This window comes from Flavobacterium sp., from assembly GCF_040402955.1.
Taxonomy (GTDB): domain Bacteria; phylum Bacteroidota; class Bacteroidia; order Flavobacteriales; family Flavobacteriaceae; genus Flavobacterium.
Genome location: NZ_JBBALQ010000005.1, coordinates 97,808 through 115,230 on the forward strand (window position 1 = coordinate 97,808; position 17,423 = coordinate 115,230).

The window sequence follows — 17,423 nt, forward strand, 5'->3', positions numbered from 1 at the left end:
ATTATTAAGTTAAGTTGTCCCAAATATAATAAATTGAAAAGATTTTTGATATGAATTTTTACAAAAAATAAAATCTATTTCCATTTAATAGATTCTATAATTTTTTTCATGTCATTTTTAATATAATCCGCTGCTGGAAGTATAGAATCAAAATTTGGCTTGGAGTAAAAATACATACTAGCGGTAACGAAGTTTTTAGTGCTATCTGTGGCGTAAAATTGAGCATTTGTAGCCGCATTCCCACCAACTTGATAAAACATTCCGTACACTTTACTATCTTGGTTTATGTAGGGTTGCTCTGCAATATCGTTTGCTTTTATGGCGTGTTCGTACGTTAATTTTTGAGCATCAGTTAGTAATTTTTCTAAATTATTTTGAACAGGTTTGTATGTTAAATACACCGTGGCTTTCATTTTTGGGTAATGAATTTCCAATCCGCAATTTGAGGAAGCTTTTACTTCTGCCAATTCGTTTTTATCGAAATCAAAACCACAAGAATTGGAAAATTTCATATATTTTGCTGGTGGATATTCTAAACTTAATTGCCCTGTAGGCTTTGGCATTTTATCATCTCCACAGGAAAGTAAAGAAAGGCAAAATAGGCTAAAAATAAGGCGGGTTTTCATTTTTGTGTGTTTAAGAAAAGTACAATCTATTTTCTATTCTCTGTAATCTAAATCAAAAATTAATCTAACGAATCAAAATCGACATCTTTTGAACTTGGCGGATTTGAAGTTGGTGCTTTAGATAAATCTGAATCTTTTTTCGTGTTTAAGAAGGTGAATTCTGTAACTTGAATTTCGGTAGTATATTTAGTTGTACCATCTTCAGCAGTCCATTGACGTGATTTTATTCTACCTTCGATATAAATTTTATCTCCTTTTGAAAGATATTTTTCACATAATTCAGCGGCTTTATTTCGCACTACTATATTATGCCATTCTGTAGAAGTGATTTTTTCTCCTGTAGATTTGTTAATATACACTTCATTTGTTGCCAAAGGAAATCTTCCAATACAACTTTGCGCATCAAAATAATGCATTTTTACCTCGTCACCTAAGTGCCCGATTAGAATAACCTTGTTTAAAGTACCGTTCATGGCTTATATGTTTTTACCAAAAATACTAAATATTATTTATATACCAATTTTTTCAATAAAATTATGCAATACAATCGGAACAGGTAATTGTTTTACTTCTGAAAAAGTATAGCTGTTTTTCAATGTTTCTTCGGTTTCTATCCTGTAAAATTTAATGTTTAAATGCTGATGCGATAATTTATGCAACACATCAAAAGTATCATAATACTGAAATTTTTTTATGTTATATGATTCTTTTAATTGAAGAAACAAATTCTGTTCATCCAATTCATTTTCTGATTCCACACACGGAAATTCGTATAAATTTTTCCAAATTCCTTTTTCAGTTCGCTTATTCATTATATAATTACCAAAGGTATCGTGAATTAAAACGTAATTCAAAAATCGCTTTGTAATTTTATTTTTTTTGAGTTTTACAGGTAATTCCGAAACAATTTTAAGTTTGTAAGCTTCACAACTATCATTAAAAACACAATCTAAACAATTTGGGTTTTTTGGCACACATTGTAACGCTCCAAATTCCATTATGGCCTGATTATGAAAATTTGGTTGTGTTGTAGAAAGTAATTTTTGAGCCAATTCAATAAAATATTTTTTAGTTGTATTTAAAGAAATGTCATAATTAACATTAAAAACCCTTGACAATACTCTAAAAACATTCCCATCTACAACCGCAACCGCTTCGTTTATAGAGAAAGATGCTATTGCAGCAGCGGTATAAGTGCCAATTCCTTTTAACTTTAATAATTCATTGTAAGATGATGGAAAAACTCCTTGATGGTTTTCTACTACAAATTTAGCAGTAAAATGTAAATTTCTGGCACGAGAATAATATCCAAGTCCTTGCCAAAGCTTCAAAACTTGTTGTTCATCGGCATTTGCTAAATCATGTACGGTAGGAAAAGCTGTAACAAAATTTATATAATATGGTAATCCTTGACTTACTCTTGTTTGCTGTAAAATAATTTCCGAAAGCCATATTTTGTAGGCATCATTGGTAGTACGCCATGGTAAATCTCTTTTATTTTGTTGGTACCAACTGATAATTTTAGTTGAAAAATTCATAGTAATAATTAAAGTTGTAAAAATAAATCATTTATCTGGTTAAATTTTAATTCATTATGTTTGAATTTGTATTTTTTTAATTCGTATATTTGCACACTCAAAAAAATACACATAAAATTTAACACGCAAGAAAATGACGAAAGCAGATATCGTAGCAAAAATTTCAGAAAGATTAGGTCTTGAAAAAGGTGACGTTCAAGCTACTGTAGAATCATTCATGGAAGAAGTAAAAAATTCATTAGAAACTGGTGATAATGTTTACTTAAGAGGATTCGGTAGTTTTATTGTTAAAACAAGAGCTGAAAAAACAGGAAGAAACATTTCTAAGAATACCACAATTAAAATACCAGCTCACAACATTCCAGCTTTTAAGCCGGCTAAAATTTTTGTTGAAAGCGTTAAAGAAAAGACAGAAGTAACTGTATAATATTATTTATTAATCATAAAAACTACACATTATGCCAAGTGGTAAAAAAAGAAAAAGACATAAAGTAGCTACTCACAAGCGTAAAAAAAGAGCGAGAGCTAACCGTCACAAAAAGAAAAAGTAGTCTAATAACTACTTTTCTTTGTTTTAAAAAACAAGTTACGTTCATTGAATTTTAAATTATTATATATATTGAAGTTTTCAATTATATCATAGTTTTATTGGGTATTTTACCTAAATTGTTTAATCCATCCTAGCAATAAGTTGCTAGTTGCTAGTTGTTTCGTACCTTTGGTATAAACAATCAACAACCGACAACAAAATGTTCGGATAAAAAAGATACAGCATGAACAAAGAATTAATCATTAGATCTGGTTCAGACGCAGTAGATTTTGCCTTATTAAAAGATGGAAAACTAATTGAATTACACAAAGAAAAAGAGGCTGGCGAAAGCAATCAGTTTCAGGTTGGCGATATTTTTATTGCAAAAATAAGAAAACCTGTTGCTGGACTAAACGCCGCATTTGTGCATTTAGGTCATGAAAAAGATGCGTTTTTGCATTATCATGATTTAGGTCCAAACTTAGGTTCTTTGATGAAATTTATTAAACTTGTAAGCGCAGGTAAAATAAAAGATTATTCACTCAAAAATTTCCCTTTCGAACCAGAAATTAGCAAAGATGGCACTATAATGAACACATTAAGCGCCAATCAATCGATTTTAGTTCAAGTAGTTAAAGAACCTATCTCAACAAAAGGACCTAGAATTAGTTCTGAGATTTCTTTAGCAGGAAGATATGTAGTTTTAGTTCCTTTTTCAGACCGTGTATCCATTTCGCAAAAAATTGGAGACCGATCAGAAAAAGATCGTTTAAAAAAATTACTACAATCTATAAAACCAAAGGGATTTGGTGTTATTGTGAGAACAGTAGCCGAAGGCAGAAAAACAACTGAGATTGAAAAAGATGTAGAAACATTGCTAGACCGTTGGACTACAATGTGTAAAAAACTACAAACCGCCCATCATCCCTCAAAAGTATTAGGAGAATTAACAAAATCTTCTTCTATGCTTAGAGATATTTTTAACGATACTTTTACAAGTATTCAAGTTGATGATGAAGATTTGTATTTAAAAACGAAGGAGTATTTGCAAGAAATAGCTCCGGATAAAGCGTCTATCGTAAAACACTATCAGTCGAAAGATTTACCTCTATTTGAGAAGTATAATATAGAAAGACAAATAAAAACCTCTTTTGGAAAATCAGTTTCTATGAGTAAAGGGGCATATTTAATTATTGAACATACAGAAGCGTTACACGTTATTGATGTAAATTCTGGCAATAGATCAAATAAAGCCACCAACCAAGAAGATACTGCCATGGAAGTAAATATGATTGCTGCAGCTGAAATTGCACGTCAATTACGACTAAGAGATATGGGAGGAATTATTGTTGTCGATTTTATAGATATGCAAAATCCAGACAATAGAAAAGTATTATTCGATTTCTTACGAGAAGAAATGAATGACGATAAGGCGAAGCATAAAATCTTGCCTCCTAGTAAATTTGGATTGGTTCAAATTACTAGACAAAGAGTTAGACCTGAAGTAAATATTGAAACGAATGAAGAAAACCCGAACGAAAACGGACAGGTTGAAGCAGCCATTTTAATTATTGACAAAATAGAAGATAACCTTGAAAGCATTATTAAAGACCATAAAAAAGTAGTACTTAATGTGCACCCCTTTGTGGCCGCATACCTTACAAAAGGTTTTCCATCCTTACGTTCAAAATGGTTTTTTGAACATAAGAAATGGGTGAAAATAATACCTCGTGACGCTTACACGTACTTAGAATATCATTTCTTTGATAACCAAGGAAAAGAAATTTTATAAAAAACTAAACCGCTACTCGAAAGAATAGCGGTTTTTTTATTTGTTTTTCACGATTAAAATAGATAAAATATTATCTATTTTATTTTATTTTTGTATATTTGGATATTATTTTATCTATATGAAAAAATTTTCCATAAATAAACTACCAAAAGATTATCTTTTTGAAATTTCTGAAAAAGTAATAAAAATCAGAAAACAAAAAAAAATATCACAACAACAATTAGCAAAAATGTCTGGTGTTTCATATGGAAGCATCAAAAGATTTGAGCAAACTGGTCAAATTGCTTTTGAGGCTTTTTTAATGGTACTTTTTTCTTTGGGTAGAATTTCGGATTTAGACGCTATTTTGGAAACAAAAACAGATATAAAAAGTATTGAAAAACTATTTGACATATGAAAAAAACAGAAAAATTAAATGTTTTTATTGATTTAGCCGATAAAGTACAAGTAGGCCAATTAATCCATTCAAACAATCAAATTTATTTTAAATACAATACAGATTTTTTAGAACTGAATATTAATATTTCGCCTTTAAAACTAGATTTTAATAATGAAATTCAAACTTGTAATGTTAATTATTTTGAAGGTTTATTTGGTGTTTTTTCAGATTCTTTACCAGATGGTTGGGGGAAACTTCTTCAAGACAGACATTTAATTAAGCAAGGCATCAATCCAAGTGAAGTTTATGCTTTGGACCGATTAACTTTATTACATAAAAACAATGCAGGTTCATTATCATATATGCCAACAACAGATTTTCAAGAAAATAAGTTTATTTTTAATTTAGACAAACTTGCCACAGAAATTGAAACTATAACAAAAGGCAATTCAGAAAATATTATAGATGAATTACTTACTTATGGGGGTTCTTCTGGAGGCGCTAGACCAAAAGTTTACATTGGGTATAACAAAAATACAGATGAAATTATATATGGTAGTGAAATATTACCTGAGGGTTTTGAACATTGGATACTAAAATTTCCAAACAGCAATGATTTATTAGATATTGCAAAAATTGAATTTACTTATAATCAAATGGCAAAAAATGCAGGTATTGAAGTTAATGAATTTAAATTGTTTAAAAATTCTAAAAATCAATATTTTTTTGGTGCAAAAAGATTTGATAGAGAAGAAAATAAAAAAACACATTTGCACAGTGTTGCTGGATTATTACACGATAATTTTAGATTTAGTGTTTTAGATTACGGACATATAATGGATTGCACGTATCAACTAGAAAAAGATTTTTCGGCTTATGAAAAAATTTTACGATTAGCTACTTTTAACGTTTTAGCTCATAACCGTGATGATCACAGCAAAAATTTTTCTTTTTTAATGGACGATTCTGGCAAATGGAAGTTTTCACCAGCTTATGATTTAACATTTTCTAATTCTTCAAATGGAATGCATAGCACTTCAATTGCAAATGAATATCAAAACCCAGGCTATAAAAATTTACAAGAATTAGCTACTCATTTTAGTGTAAATAATTATGATGCTATTTTTAATGAAGTACGAGAAAGTATTTCGAATTTTGACAAGCTTGCCAACGAAATTGAACTTAACAAAAACACTAAAAAACTTATTTTAACTAAAATAAGTTAACAAACTAAACCGCTAATCTTAAGAATAGCGGTTTTTTTATTTTTTATCGAAAAAATTCTTCCATAAATCATAGAGTTTTTGATTTTTCTCGTTGTATGTTTTCTTATACTTTAAAACTAAAGTGTTTTTGTCCTGAGTTGGATTTTCGTAATAACTAATCCATTGTTTAAAACTCATATAATTATATTTCTTTAATTCAAGGCTTACTTTCTTTATTGGAATAATTTTATTACCTAACCACTTATATGTAAATTTCTCATTTGGAGTATACCAAGATCCTCCATACTCAAAGTATAATATACTTTTGCTTGTGTCGTAACTTAATTCATCACAGAAAAATTCACCAGATTTTTCAAAATAATTCTCTTTCGAATCATATTTATAAATGGTATGTTGTCTGTTCCCATTCATATTAGGATGTCCAAGAAATAAAATTTCAGCATCTTCATCAGTATTAAAATTTTTAAAACCAAAATATAAAATATCGCTATCAAAAGCATCCGATTTTAGTTTCTGCCATTTTTCATTTTCATATTTATAAAAATAAATATGCTGTTTATCACAAGTACCATATATATTTAAAGCAAAAATATTGTTTTTATTAATAAACTCTCCAATTACTATAACTCTACTAGAATCTGAATCAATAACAGAATCTAAAGGAAAATAAGTTCATCTTTGCCTAAATTTGAAATTTTTGGTTTGTATGAATTCAACAAACTATCAATATTTATCTTCTGATGGAACCTAGTATTTTCAATAAATTGAACCAAATCTGAATTTTCAATAGGTTCATTTGGATTATCATCTTTATTTTGAATTATTTTTGGTGAACAAGCATAAAAAAACAAACTTGATAAAACTAAAATAAAAATAACTATTTTTTTCATTTATTTTAAAACTGATTACTAAAACTGAACACTGAACACTGAACACTGATTACTATACCTATTCCAACTCATATTCCAACCTAACCGTAATTCTTGCGGTTTTGTTTTTGCTAAATGTGTCATTGTTTCCACCATAACTATCTTCTTCAGTAGAACCTTGTCCTGTAATTTGGAAAACTCCCATACTTGCGGTTTTTAGTTTTCCTAAATCGCCATCAGCGGTTTTTACAATTTTTTCTGCACGTTCGTAAGCATCTTTTGAGGCTTTTTCGATAAGTTGATGTTTTAAACTTGGTAAATCTGAGTACGTATATTGAATGGAATTTGAAGACAACTCAATTCCAGAATTAATTAATTCCGATGTTTTACTAGAAACAGCTTCAATTCGTGTCATTAAATCAAGGTTTTTCTTTGCCGAAAATGTAATCGTCTGTGAAGCTTCATAGCCGTCAAAAACTTGTTCGTATTTGGTATTGTATTGGTTTTCGGCATTTTCTATACGTACTTCTCTAAATTTTTTATTGAATTGAACCGCACCAAAAATAAATTCAGCGGATTTAAAACCTTTCCCTAAAAAGAAATTAGACACAATTTTCTGGTCTGCAATCATTTTATTGTAGGCTTCTTTAATATCATAACTTCTTGTAGTAAAACTTCCACTCCACAAAATTTCATCAGACACAAAATCTTTCGTACCCAAACCAATAACGGAAATCGAATCTAAATTTTCGTTTCGTTTTTTAAAAGCGGTGCCTAATATAAATGCTGTTGCAACAATAGCAATTCCAATAATTGCCGAAGATTTCATTTTGTCTGTAATTTCCATAGTATTTTTTTTAAGGTTGATTTGGTTATTTTATTTTAAAACATATATCAAACAATATGCCAAGATTTATCTCTTTTTCTGGAAAAAACTAGTCATTAATGCTGCACATTCCTTTTCTAAAATTCCAGAAATCACTTCTGTTTTTGGATGAATTTGTGTGCCTAATGTTTGATAACCTCTTTTTACATCTGTAGCACCGAATACAATTTTAGAAATCTGACTCCAATATAAGGCACCGGCACACATCTGACAAGGTTCTAAAGTAACATATAGCGTGCATCCTTTTAAATATTTTCCACCTAAAAAATTTGCCGCACTCGTAATGGCTTGCATTTCGGCATGAGCCGTTACGTCGTGTAAAAGTTCTGTTAAATTATGTGTTCTGGCAATTATTGTATTGTTAACCACAATAACAGCGCCCACAGGAATTTCGTCTTTTTCAAAAGCAATTTCAGCTTCCTGAAGCGCTTTTTTCATAAAATATTCGTCGGTAAAAATAGTTTCCAAGTTTCTTACAATTATATATTAATCAAATTTACAAACATTATTGTATTTTTGCAGTACAAATGAAAAATTTACTTTCACATATTACGACACCAAACGATTTGAGGAAACTTTCTGAAAATCAATTACCACAAGTAGCCACAGAGCTTAGAGAGTTTATAATTGATATAGTCTCCCAGAAAGAAGGTCATTTAGGCGCGAGTTTAGGCGTCATAGAATTAACCGTAGCCTTACATTATGTTTTTAACACACCTAACGATTTATTAGTTTGGGATGTTGGACATCAAGCGTACGGACATAAAATTTTAACGGAAAGACGCGAAATTTTTCATAAATATAGAGAAATTGATGGTATTTCTGGTTTTCCAAAAAGAAGTGAAAGTAATTATGACACGTTTGGAGTAGGACACTCCTCTACTTCTATTTCTGCCGCTTTGGGTATGGCTATTGGTTCCAAAATTAATGGTGATACCGAAAAACAACATATTGCAGTTATTGGCGATGCTTCCATAGCCAGCGGAATGGCATTTGAAGGATTAAATCATGCTGGAGTTAGCGATGCGAATTTATTAGTCATTTTAAATGACAATGCCATGGGAATTGACCCAAGCGTTGGTGCTTTGAAAGATTACTTAACCGCTGTTAAAGAAGGTAAAAACCCAAAAGATAACAACATTATAAAATCGTTAAATTTTGACTATTCAGGACCTATTGATGGTCATGATATACCAAAATTATTGTCAGAATTAAAACGATTACAAAAAGTTAAAGGTCCAAAATTTTTACATATTATTACCACAAAAGGAAAAGGATTATCGTACGCCGAAGAAAACCAATTGCAATTTCATGCACCTGGAAAATTTGATAAATTAACTGGTAAAATCATAAAATCTGAAAATGAAAATTTAGCGCCAAAATTTCAAGATGTTTTTGGACTAACTTTAGTGGAATTAGCTACAGAAAATAAAAAAATTGTAGGAATTACTCCAGCTATGCCTTCTGGAAGTTCCTTAAAATATATGATGGATGCGTTTCCAGAACGTGCGTTTGATGTAGGAATTGCCGAACAACATGCCGTAACCTTAGCTGCTGGAATGGCAACACAAGGTTTAACGGTATTTTGCAATATTTATTCTACTTTTTTACAACGGGCTTATGACCAGGTAATTCATGATGTAGCGATACAAAATTTACCTGTAATTTTTTGTTTAGACCGAGCTGGATTTGTAGGTGAAGATGGCGCAACACATCATGGATTATTTGATATAGCATATCTAAATTGCATTCCAAATATAATGATTTACGCACCGTTGAATGAAATCGACTTACGCAATATTTTATACACTTCATCGTTAGGATTAAATCATCCGATTGCGATTCGATATCCAAGAGGAAAAGGCGAAATTGTAGCTTGGAAACAACCTTTTTCTAAAATTGAAATAGGAAAAATTGAAACCTTAAAAAAAGGAACTAAAATTGCTGTTTTATCAACAGGAACAATAGGAAATAACGTTTCAAAAGCACTTGCCGTAATTGAAAATTCTGAAGGTTTTTCGCATTTTCATGTAGGTTGGGTGAAGCCTTTAGACGAAGAAAAATTACTTAGCATTTTTAAAGAACATACCATTATTATTACTGTAGAAGAAGGTGTGATTAATGGTGGTTTGGGAAGTAGCATCAATACTTTTGCAGCCAAAAACAATTTTAAAAATAAAATTATAAATTGCGGTGTAGCTGATGCATTTATTGAACATGGCACCGTAAAACAATTATTAGAACAAACTAAATTAGATACAAAAAGTTTAACCCAATTATTTAATGAAATTAATCATGACTAGAAAACTCTTAATTTTTATCGCACTTCTTTTTTTCGCAACCGAATCTTTTTCACAAATTGTTCGAACAGAAAAAATAGATTCTACTTCAAATTGGAAAAAGGAAAATAAAGTAGGATTAGATTTTACACAAATTAGCTTTGTAAATTGGTCCGCAGGTGGAAATAATTCTATTTCTGGTTTGGCAAAAGGAAATTTTATAAGAAATTATACACTTGATAACATGAAATGGAATAATGAACTTGTGGTGCGTTATGGAATTAACAAACAAGAAGCGCAGGATCTTAGGAAAACAGACGATCAAATTAATTTAAACTCCACAATTGGATACAGAAAAGACACCATTAACAACTGGTTTTATGGTGCAAAATTTAGTTTTCTAACCCAGTTTGCTAACGGATATAGTTATCCAAATGTAAGCAAAGCCATCTCAAAACCTTTTGCTCCAGCTTATATTTTCTTAGGAATTGGTGCGGAATACACCCGAAAAGATTTAGGTTTAACAGTATATTTATCTCCAATAACCAACAAAACAACTTTAGTTTTAGATAACCGATTAGCAAACGAAGGCGCATTTGGGGTAGAAAAAGCCATTTATGATGAAACAGGTACTCAAATTCTTAAAAACGGAAAACGTTACAGAACGGAATTAGGTGCTTTACTATCTAGTCAGTACAAGAGAAAAATTATGACAAATATTAATTTAGACACTAGAGCTACTTTATATTCCGATTATTTAAAAGATTTTGGTAATATTGATATTGACTGGCAAATTAGCATTGAAATGATTGTAAATAAATATGTGAAAGTCAATGTTGGAAGTCATCTTATTTATGATAATGACATAAAAAACAAAAGAGAAGTAAATGGTGTTCAAATCACGGAAGGGCCAAGAGTGCAACTAAAACAAATTCTTAGTGTTGGCGTTGAATACAGTTTTTAAAGAAAATGTATGATTCTCGATACAATTTTTGATTCTCTTATTTTTTAATAATAAGAGAATCAAAAATCACTCGAACTGACGAAATCTAAAACTTCAAACTCACCACAAACCCTTCATAAGTGCGGACATTAAAAACCGTCCCGTCTTCAAAAATTAGATATTGCCCTTTAATACCTACTACTTTTCCAGAAAAATTTGGGGTTTTATCCAAATTCAAACTGGTTACTTTTAACGGATAGGTTTTTACTGGAAAATCCATTTGATATAAATTATCTTCTTCAATAAAATAGGGCTTCGTTTCCTCTGGTAACCATTGTTTTAACTTGCTTTTTTCTTCAAATAAATTGGTAATTGGCACTTCATTTTTTAACATTTTTTGCCAATTGGTTTTGTCTGCAAAATGATTTTTTAATGCCACTTCAGCAATTCCTGCTAAATATCTGTTAGGCGTTTCTAAAACAGGAATCGCCTGAACCGCGCCTTGGTCTATCCATCGAGTAGGCACTTGCGTGTTTCGGGTTACCCCTACTTTTACTTCACTCGATAATGCTAGATATACAATATGAGGTTGCAATTGCACCCGTTTTTCATAGGCTAAATCTCTATCTTCAATATCTAAATGCGCCGTGCTGAGTTCCGGTTTCATAATCCAATCTGCAGCAGCGGGTATTGTAGAAAAACAATCATAACAAAAACCTTGACGCCAAATTTTCTTCGCTTTTTTACAATTTAAACATTGATACCCTATATGCGAAATTTCAATATCTTTATTAATTAACTGATTCATATTGATGAAATTGGAATCAAAAATTAAATAATACTGAATTGGTGCACCTATTTCGGTTTCCATTTTTGTTAATGTTCCTTCAAATATTGACATAAAAATTGCAATTGATGTAAAAATTATTAATTTTGGTAAAGTTATAAAAATACTGATACGCAAATGCCATTAACTATAATAAATTCTATTGCCTCTTGGATTTTAAAACAACGTATTCATCAAATTGAATTGTTTATTAAATATCCTATGGAAGTGCAAGAAGAATTGTTGTTTGGTTTATTAAAATCAGCAGAAAATACCGTTCTTGGAAAAAAATACGACTACAGCACCATCAAAAATTATCAAACTTTTAATAAAAGAATTCCCGTTTCAACTTACGAAGAATTAGAACCTTATATTGAGCAAACCCGCCAAGGCGCACAAAATATATTTTGGAATTCTACAATTAAATATTTTGCAAAATCTAGTGGCACTACTAATGCAAAGAGTAAATTTATACCCGTTAGTGCAGAAGCTTTAGAAAACAATCATTACAAAGCCAGTAAAGATTTGCTTTGTATGTATTTAAATAACAACGAAAATTCGCAATTATTTACAGGGAAAAGTTTACGTTTAGGAGGTAGTAAAGAATTGTATGAAAACAACAATACTTTTTTTGGCGATTTATCTGCAATTTTAATTGACAATATGCCCATGTGGGCGGAATTTAGCTCCACACCCAGCAATAAAACTTCGTTAATGAGTAATTGGGAAACGAAATTACCAGCCATTATTAAGGAAAGTAGTTTGGAAAACGTAACCAGTTTAGCTGGAGTACCCAGCTGGATGATGGTGTTATTAAACAAAACACTTGAAGAAAACAAAAAAACCAATATTTTAGAAATTTGGCCCAATGTGGAAGTCTATTTTCATGGTGGGGTAAGTTTTGAACCTTATAAAGAACAATATAAAAACTTGTTTCCGAAAGACGATTTTAAATATTACGAAATATATAATGCTTCCGAGGGGTTTTTTGCTTTGCAAGACCGAAATAATTCTAACGAATTACTTTTAATGTTAGATTATGGGATTTTTTACGAATTTATTCCGATGGATACGTTTGGAAAAGACAACCAAAAAGTAATTCCATTGAGTGACGTTCAAATAAATAAAAATTACGCATTAGTTATTACATCCAATTCTGGTTTGTGGCGTTATTTAATTGGCGATACGATACGATTTACTTCTATAAATCCGTTCAGAATAAAAGTTACAGGCAGAACCAAGCATCATATTAACGTGTTTGGCGAAGAATTAATGGTAGAAAACACCGATACGGCTTTAGCAAAAACATGTAAAACCTTACAGTGCGAAATTGTTGACTATACCGTGGCACCTATTTTTATGAAAGGAAAAGAAAAAGGGGGGCATGAATGGCTAATTGAATTTAAAAAACATCCTACAAGTACCGCTGCATTTTCGGAACTTTTAGATAAAAATTTGCAACAAGTAAATTCCGACTACGAAGCCAAACGATTTAACAACATGACGTTAAACCCACTTGTATTAAACGTGGCTAGAGAAAATTTATTTTACGATTGGCTGAAAAAGAAAGACAAACTTGGCGGACAACACAAAATTCCAAGACTATCTAATTTAAGAGATTATTTAGAAGAATTAAAAGAGATGTAATTGTTTTTCATAACAAAATACACTATCCCAAAAACATAAAAGAGGTATTTATTTTTACTATCCTGCAAGGTCTTTTTCTGACCTTGAAAGATAGTAAAATAGACCTACAAGGTTTTGGAAACCTTGCAGAAGGAAAAGAGTGAGTGCGAAAAATAGAAGTTATGTCGTTCCGAACTCGTTTCGGAATCTAAAATGTGTGGTTCATCAACAAATTGTAGAAGCTGAAATAAATTCAGCTTGACAAGTAGTAGACTTATAGGACACGCACTTTATTTTTACTTAGCTTTATTTTACGAAGCAATTTCCAATCGTTGTAATAAATTTTTGCTTAATGTATTTTCAGCATACGTTTTAGTAACTTGTAATTGTTTGTCTTCCGAGCTTGGTAATTCGTACATCGCATCGGTTAAAATGGCTTCACATAAACTACGTAATCCACGAGCACCTAATTTATATTCCAACGCTTTTTCCACAATAAAATCTAAAGCATCATCATCAATGGTAAAGGCAACTTCATCCATTTCAAATAATTTTTGGTATTGTTTTACTAAGGCATTTTTAGGTTCTGTTAAAATCGCACGTAATGTTTTTGCATCCAACGGATCCATGTGTGATAAAACAGGCATACGACCAATAATTTCTGGTATTAAACCAAATTCTTTTACATCACGTGGAATAATATATTGCATTAAATTGTCGCCATCTACTTTATCTAAATCTTTAGACGCACTAAATCCCATCGCTTGTCGGTTCAAACGTTTTGAAATGATACGTTCGATACCATCAAAAGCACCACCAGCAATAAATAATATGTTTTGCGTATTTACCTCAACAAACTTTTGATCGGGATGTTTTCTTCCACCTTTTGGTGGCACATTTACTATAGAACCTTCCAGTAATTTTAATAAAGCTTGTTGCACACCTTCTCCAGAAACATCACGAGTGATTGAAGGATTATCGCTTTTACGAGCAATTTTATCAATTTCATCAATAAAAACAATACCTCTTTCGGCTTTAGCCACATCGTAATCAGCAGCTTGAAGCAAACGTGTTAAAATACTTTCTACGTCTTCACCTACATATCCTGCTTCGGTTAAAATAGTGGCATCTACTATCGCTAAAGGTACATTCAACATTTTTGCAATGGTTTTTGCTACCAATGTTTTTCCTGTTCCGGTTTGCCCTACAATTAAAATATTACTCTTTTCAATTTCAATATCGTCGTCTGAAATTTTTTGTGACAATCTTTTGTAGTGATTATAAACGGCTACGCTTAATACTTTTTTGGTTTGATCTTGACCAATTACATAGTCGTTTAAAAAGGCATTTATTTCTTTTGGTTTACGCAATACTAAATCGCCAATAGCTTCTGAGTCTAATGTTCCTTTCAGCTCTTCTACTACTATTCCGTGTGCTTGCTCAATACACTTTTCGCAAATATGCGAATCAATACCTGCAATTAATAAACTTGTTTCTGGCTTTTTTCTACCACAAAACGAACATTCTAATACTTCTTTTGCCATTTTTTTTAGTCTAAAGTCGTAAAGTCTAAAGTCGTAAAGTCGTAGCAGTGCTTTTGACATTATGACCTTTGACTTTCGACCAAATTTATCTTCTCAATACTTCATCAATCATTCCGTATTCTTTTGCTTCATCGGCAATCATCCAATAGTCGCGTTCGCTATCTAAAAATACTTTTTCAATAGGTTGTTTTGAATGTGATGAGATAATTTGATATAGCTCGTCTTTCAATTTCAACATTTCTCTTAAGTTAATTTCCATATCGGTAGCTACTCCCGACGCACCTCCAGAAGGTTGGTGAATCATCACACGTGAATGTGGTAATGCCGAACGTTTTCCTTCTGCACCTGCACACAATAAAACCGCTCCCATAGAAGCCGCCATTCCTGTACAAATAGTCGCTACATCTGGTTTAATGTATTGCATAGTATCATAAATACCTAATCCTGCATAGACACTTCCACCTGGTGAATTGATATAAATTTGAATGTCTTTAGAAGCATCTACGCTTTCTAAAAACAATAATTGTGCTTGTATAATATTTGCCATATAATCGTCAACACCGGTTCCCATAAAGATGATTCTATCCATCATTAAACGAGAAAACACGTCTAATTGTGAAATGTTTAATTGACGTTCTTCAATAATATATGGTGTTAAACTGCCTACTAATTTATCGTAATATAAGCTGTTTACACCGTGTTTTTTTGTGGCAAATTTTTTAAATTCTTTTCCGTAGTTCATTTTAAATTGTATTTAAAAGGTTATGTAAATTGTAAACACATAGAAACATAGTTTTTAAAATTCTGTAAATAATAATTTAGAAAATTAATTGTTAATGATTTCTATTTGAAGCCAGCGACTTAATTAAATATTATTTTCTATGTGTCTATATGTTTTAAAAAAATTATTTATCTAATAAAAAACGTCAAACCAAAATGATTTGACGTTCAAATATACTAATTTTTGTGAATATTATATTTCACCATACGAAGCTTTAACAAAATCTTGGTAGTTTACTTCTTTTTCAGTAGCTTTTACACTTGTTTTGTATAAGTCGATCATTTTTAAACTCAAAACTTGGTCAGAAATACGTTTGATTTCTTCTTGATTTGACATGACTCTTGAAACAATTCCGTCTACTTCTGCATCTGTTGCATTGGCTTGACCAAATTGCGCCATTTGTTGTCTGATTAATCCTGAAGTAAAATCTTTTAATTCATCAAATCTTACTTGTAAATTGTTATCAATAAAGATTTTAGATTCAATTAATTGGTAACGCAATCCTCTTTCTGATTTTATAAATTCAGCTTCGGCTTGTTCAGGAGTTAAAGGTGTTTCGCCAATAGTTTGAATCCATTTTTTTAAGAAAGTTTCTGGTAAATCAAATTGAGTAGTTTCTAATAACGCTTCTGTTACATCATTTAAAAACTGTTGATCCGCTTGTTGCACGAATTGTTGTTCTGCATCTTCTTTAATTCTTGCTTTTAATCCCTCTAAAGTAGTTACTTCTTCGTTTGGAAATAATTTCGCAAATAATTCGTCATTAATTTCCGCTTTTTCAATAGATTGAATGGCGTCAATAGTAAAATTAACTTCGATATCTAAACCGTGAACGTCATCGTGAGCCACTTTTAAATAATCCATTAATTTATGGTCGTCATTAAACAAACCTTTTGTTTTTAACGTTACAACATCGCCCACTTTTTTTCCAATAAATTGTTTACCCGTTTTAGCATCTGCAAAAACATCTAAACTAATTAAAGCTTGGTTGCTGATATTTTTTTCTTCGTTTGAAAACGTACCGTTTATTTCAAAACCTTTTTTAACTTCCGTTTCCGTTAAAATTTTACCGTATTGCTTTTGAATTCTTTCAACTTGCTCGTTTAATAAGGTTTCGTCTGCAATAATTTTATATTTCGTTACGCCTGAAGCTCTTGCTAAATCTACAGAGAATTCTGGTGCTATTCCTAATTCGTATTCAAAAACCAATTCGTCTGCATTCCAATCGAAGTTTTCGTTGGTACGAGGTAACGCATTACCTAACAAATCTAATTTTTCTTTTGCGATATAATCTTTTAAACCTTTATTAACCAAAGCAGTAACTTCTTCAATAATTGCTGGTTTTTCAAACTGTTTTCTAACTACATCCATTGGTGTTTTACCTTTTCTAAAACCTGGTAAAGTAGCTGTTTTTCTTTTTAATTCTAAAAAGTTTTCAATTTTTTCAGTATATTCATATTTACCAATTGTAATTTTTACAACGGCATTTAGTGCGTCAAGGTGTTCTTTTCTAATATTCATTTTTATTGATTTTTTGAAGTATAAATATGGGTTGCAAAATTATATAATTTTTGCAACC

The 17,423-nt window shown here is 30.9% G+C and carries 18 protein-coding genes; 7 read left to right on the plus strand and 11 right to left on the minus strand.

What is annotated here, in order from left to right:
• Nucleotides 1-74: 74 nt before the first annotated feature.
• From gldD to mutY, 3 genes are read right to left on the minus strand one after another with little or no spacing between them, the layout of a single operon-like run.
• Nucleotides 75-626 carry a gliding motility lipoprotein GldD gene (gldD, locus tag ABWP78_RS04330; protein WP_353169483.1) on the minus strand — a complete coding sequence of 184 codons (552 nt, stop codon included), beginning with the start codon at nucleotides 624-626 and terminating at the stop codon, nucleotides 75-77.
• A gap of 59 nt (nucleotides 627-685) precedes the next feature.
• Nucleotides 686-1,099, minus strand: coding sequence for a single-stranded DNA-binding protein (locus tag ABWP78_RS04335; RefSeq protein WP_291242426.1), 414 nt, complete (start codon nucleotides 1,097-1,099; stop codon nucleotides 686-688).
• Between the two features lie 36 nt (nucleotides 1,100-1,135).
• The gene (gene mutY, locus ABWP78_RS04340) at nucleotides 1,136-2,164 is read right to left on the minus strand and encodes an A/G-specific adenine glycosylase (protein WP_353169486.1); all 1,029 of its coding nucleotides are present in this window, start codon (nucleotides 2,162-2,164) and stop codon (nucleotides 1,136-1,138) included.
• Between the two features lie 133 nt (nucleotides 2,165-2,297).
• On the opposite strand from mutY, the gene ABWP78_RS04345 reads away from it, so the two are divergent.
• From ABWP78_RS04345 to ABWP78_RS04360, 4 genes are all read left to right on the plus strand, one after another.
• Nucleotides 2,298-2,591 (plus strand): HU family DNA-binding protein, encoded by a 294-nt coding sequence (locus ABWP78_RS04345; RefSeq protein ID WP_353076789.1) that lies wholly within the window; start codon nucleotides 2,298-2,300, stop codon nucleotides 2,589-2,591.
• Nucleotides 2,592-2,937: 346 nt separating this feature from the next.
• Nucleotides 2,938-4,485, plus strand: a complete 1,548-nt coding sequence (locus tag ABWP78_RS04350; RefSeq protein ID WP_353169487.1) for an Rne/Rng family ribonuclease — start codon at nucleotides 2,938-2,940, stop codon at nucleotides 4,483-4,485.
• Between the two features lie 118 nt (nucleotides 4,486-4,603).
• Complete coding sequence (locus ABWP78_RS04355; RefSeq protein WP_353169489.1) at nucleotides 4,604-4,882, plus strand: helix-turn-helix domain-containing protein; 279 nt, start codon at nucleotides 4,604-4,606, stop codon at nucleotides 4,880-4,882.
• Nucleotides 4,879-6,090 carry a type II toxin-antitoxin system HipA family toxin gene (locus tag ABWP78_RS04360; RefSeq protein ID WP_353169491.1) on the plus strand — a complete coding sequence of 404 codons (1,212 nt, stop codon included), beginning with the start codon at nucleotides 4,879-4,881 and terminating at the stop codon, nucleotides 6,088-6,090. Before ABWP78_RS04355 ends, ABWP78_RS04360 begins: the two co-directional genes overlap by 4 nt.
• A gap of 36 nt (nucleotides 6,091-6,126) precedes the next feature.
• Here the strand turns inward: ABWP78_RS04360 and ABWP78_RS04365 are convergent, their stop codons facing one another.
• The 4 genes from ABWP78_RS04365 to ABWP78_RS04380 all read right to left on the minus strand — a co-directional run bounded on the left by ABWP78_RS04365 (nucleotide 6,127) and on the right by ABWP78_RS04380 (nucleotide 8,313).
• Complete coding sequence (locus ABWP78_RS04365) at nucleotides 6,127-6,501, minus strand: hypothetical protein (protein WP_353169494.1); 375 nt, start codon at nucleotides 6,499-6,501, stop codon at nucleotides 6,127-6,129.
• Between the two features lie 245 nt (nucleotides 6,502-6,746).
• Nucleotides 6,747-6,980, minus strand: coding sequence for a hypothetical protein (locus tag ABWP78_RS04370; RefSeq protein WP_353169497.1), 234 nt, complete (start codon nucleotides 6,978-6,980; stop codon nucleotides 6,747-6,749).
• A 58-nt stretch (nucleotides 6,981-7,038) separates the two neighbouring features.
• Nucleotides 7,039-7,806, minus strand: a complete 768-nt coding sequence (locus ABWP78_RS04375; protein ID WP_353169500.1) for an SIMPL domain-containing protein — start codon at nucleotides 7,804-7,806, stop codon at nucleotides 7,039-7,041.
• A 66-nt stretch (nucleotides 7,807-7,872) separates the two neighbouring features.
• Entirely contained in the window at nucleotides 7,873-8,313 is a 441-nt protein-coding gene (locus ABWP78_RS04380) for a nucleoside deaminase (protein ID WP_353169502.1), read from the minus strand.
• A 59-nt stretch (nucleotides 8,314-8,372) separates the two neighbouring features.
• Here ABWP78_RS04380 and ABWP78_RS04385 point away from each other — a divergent pair, with 59 nt between their 5' ends.
• Together ABWP78_RS04385 and ABWP78_RS04390 are read left to right on the plus strand one after the other, a co-directional pair.
• On the plus strand, nucleotides 8,373-10,148 hold the full coding sequence (locus tag ABWP78_RS04385) for a 1-deoxy-D-xylulose-5-phosphate synthase (RefSeq protein ID WP_353169503.1): 1,776 nt from the start codon (nucleotides 8,373-8,375) through the stop codon (nucleotides 10,146-10,148).
• Nucleotides 10,141-11,088 carry a DUF3078 domain-containing protein gene (locus tag ABWP78_RS04390; protein ID WP_353169506.1) on the plus strand — a complete coding sequence of 316 codons (948 nt, stop codon included), beginning with the start codon at nucleotides 10,141-10,143 and terminating at the stop codon, nucleotides 11,086-11,088. The genes ABWP78_RS04385 and ABWP78_RS04390 overlap by 8 nt, the downstream gene beginning before the upstream one ends.
• Nucleotides 11,089-11,173: 85 nt before the next feature.
• Here ABWP78_RS04390 and ABWP78_RS04395 read toward each other — a convergent pair whose 3' ends face one another.
• Nucleotides 11,174-11,968, minus strand: coding sequence for a DUF2797 domain-containing protein (locus ABWP78_RS04395; RefSeq protein WP_353169507.1), 795 nt, complete (start codon nucleotides 11,966-11,968; stop codon nucleotides 11,174-11,176).
• 63 nt (nucleotides 11,969-12,031) lie between these two features.
• Here ABWP78_RS04395 and ABWP78_RS04400 point away from each other — a divergent pair, with 63 nt between their 5' ends.
• Complete coding sequence (locus tag ABWP78_RS04400; protein WP_353169509.1) at nucleotides 12,032-13,540, plus strand: GH3 auxin-responsive promoter family protein; 1,509 nt, start codon at nucleotides 12,032-12,034, stop codon at nucleotides 13,538-13,540.
• Nucleotides 13,541-13,830: 290 nt separating this feature from the next.
• Here ABWP78_RS04400 and clpX read toward each other — a convergent pair whose 3' ends face one another.
• The 3 genes from clpX to ABWP78_RS04415 all read right to left on the minus strand — a co-directional run bounded on the left by clpX (nucleotide 13,831) and on the right by ABWP78_RS04415 (nucleotide 17,365).
• Nucleotides 13,831-15,063, minus strand: a complete 1,233-nt coding sequence (gene clpX, locus ABWP78_RS04405; protein ID WP_353169511.1) for an ATP-dependent Clp protease ATP-binding subunit ClpX — start codon at nucleotides 15,061-15,063, stop codon at nucleotides 13,831-13,833.
• Nucleotides 15,064-15,148: 85 nt separating this feature from the next.
• Nucleotides 15,149-15,805: an ATP-dependent Clp endopeptidase proteolytic subunit ClpP gene (gene clpP / locus ABWP78_RS04410; protein WP_353169514.1), complete on the minus strand. Its 657-nt coding sequence runs from the start codon at nucleotides 15,803-15,805 to the stop codon at nucleotides 15,149-15,151.
• A 231-nt stretch (nucleotides 15,806-16,036) separates the two neighbouring features.
• On the minus strand, nucleotides 16,037-17,365 hold the full coding sequence (locus ABWP78_RS04415) for a trigger factor (RefSeq protein ID WP_353169516.1): 1,329 nt from the start codon (nucleotides 17,363-17,365) through the stop codon (nucleotides 16,037-16,039).
• Nucleotides 17,366-17,423: the final 58 nt, after the last annotated feature.

Coding starts and splice junctions, on each gene's coding strand:
- ABWP78_RS04345 (WP_353076789.1), top strand. CDS start 2,298: ATGACGAAAGCAGATATCGTAGCAAAAATTTCAGAAAGATTAGGTCTT.
- clpP (WP_353169514.1), bottom strand. CDS start 15,805: ATGAACTACGGAAAAGAATTTAAAAAATTTGCCACAAAAAAACACGGT.
- ABWP78_RS04395 (WP_353169507.1), bottom strand. CDS start 11,968: ATGTCAATATTTGAAGGAACATTAACAAAAATGGAAACCGAAATAGGT.
- ABWP78_RS04370 (WP_353169497.1), bottom strand. CDS start 6,980: ATGAAAAAAATAGTTATTTTTATTTTAGTTTTATCAAGTTTGTTTTTT.
- ABWP78_RS04335 (WP_291242426.1), bottom strand. CDS start 1,099: ATGAACGGTACTTTAAACAAGGTTATTCTAATCGGGCACTTAGGTGAC.
- ABWP78_RS04385 (WP_353169503.1), top strand. CDS start 8,373: ATGAAAAATTTACTTTCACATATTACGACACCAAACGATTTGAGGAAA.
- ABWP78_RS04400 (WP_353169509.1), top strand. CDS start 12,032: ATGCCATTAACTATAATAAATTCTATTGCCTCTTGGATTTTAAAACAA.
- ABWP78_RS04365 (WP_353169494.1), bottom strand. CDS start 6,501: ATGAATGGGAACAGACAACATACCATTTATAAATATGATTCGAAAGAG.
- ABWP78_RS04390 (WP_353169506.1), top strand. CDS start 10,141: ATGACTAGAAAACTCTTAATTTTTATCGCACTTCTTTTTTTCGCAACC.
- ABWP78_RS04375 (WP_353169500.1), bottom strand. CDS start 7,806: ATGGAAATTACAGACAAAATGAAATCTTCGGCAATTATTGGAATTGCT.
- ABWP78_RS04350 (WP_353169487.1), top strand. CDS start 2,938: ATGAACAAAGAATTAATCATTAGATCTGGTTCAGACGCAGTAGATTTT.
- mutY (WP_353169486.1), bottom strand. CDS start 2,164: ATGAATTTTTCAACTAAAATTATCAGTTGGTACCAACAAAATAAAAGA.
- ABWP78_RS04360 (WP_353169491.1), top strand. CDS start 4,879: ATGAAAAAAACAGAAAAATTAAATGTTTTTATTGATTTAGCCGATAAA.
- clpX (WP_353169511.1), bottom strand. CDS start 15,063: ATGGCAAAAGAAGTATTAGAATGTTCGTTTTGTGGTAGAAAAAAGCCA.
- gldD (WP_353169483.1), bottom strand. CDS start 626: ATGAAAACCCGCCTTATTTTTAGCCTATTTTGCCTTTCTTTACTTTCC.
- ABWP78_RS04355 (WP_353169489.1), top strand. CDS start 4,604: ATGAAAAAATTTTCCATAAATAAACTACCAAAAGATTATCTTTTTGAA.
- ABWP78_RS04415 (WP_353169516.1), bottom strand. CDS start 17,365: ATGAATATTAGAAAAGAACACCTTGACGCACTAAATGCCGTTGTAAAA.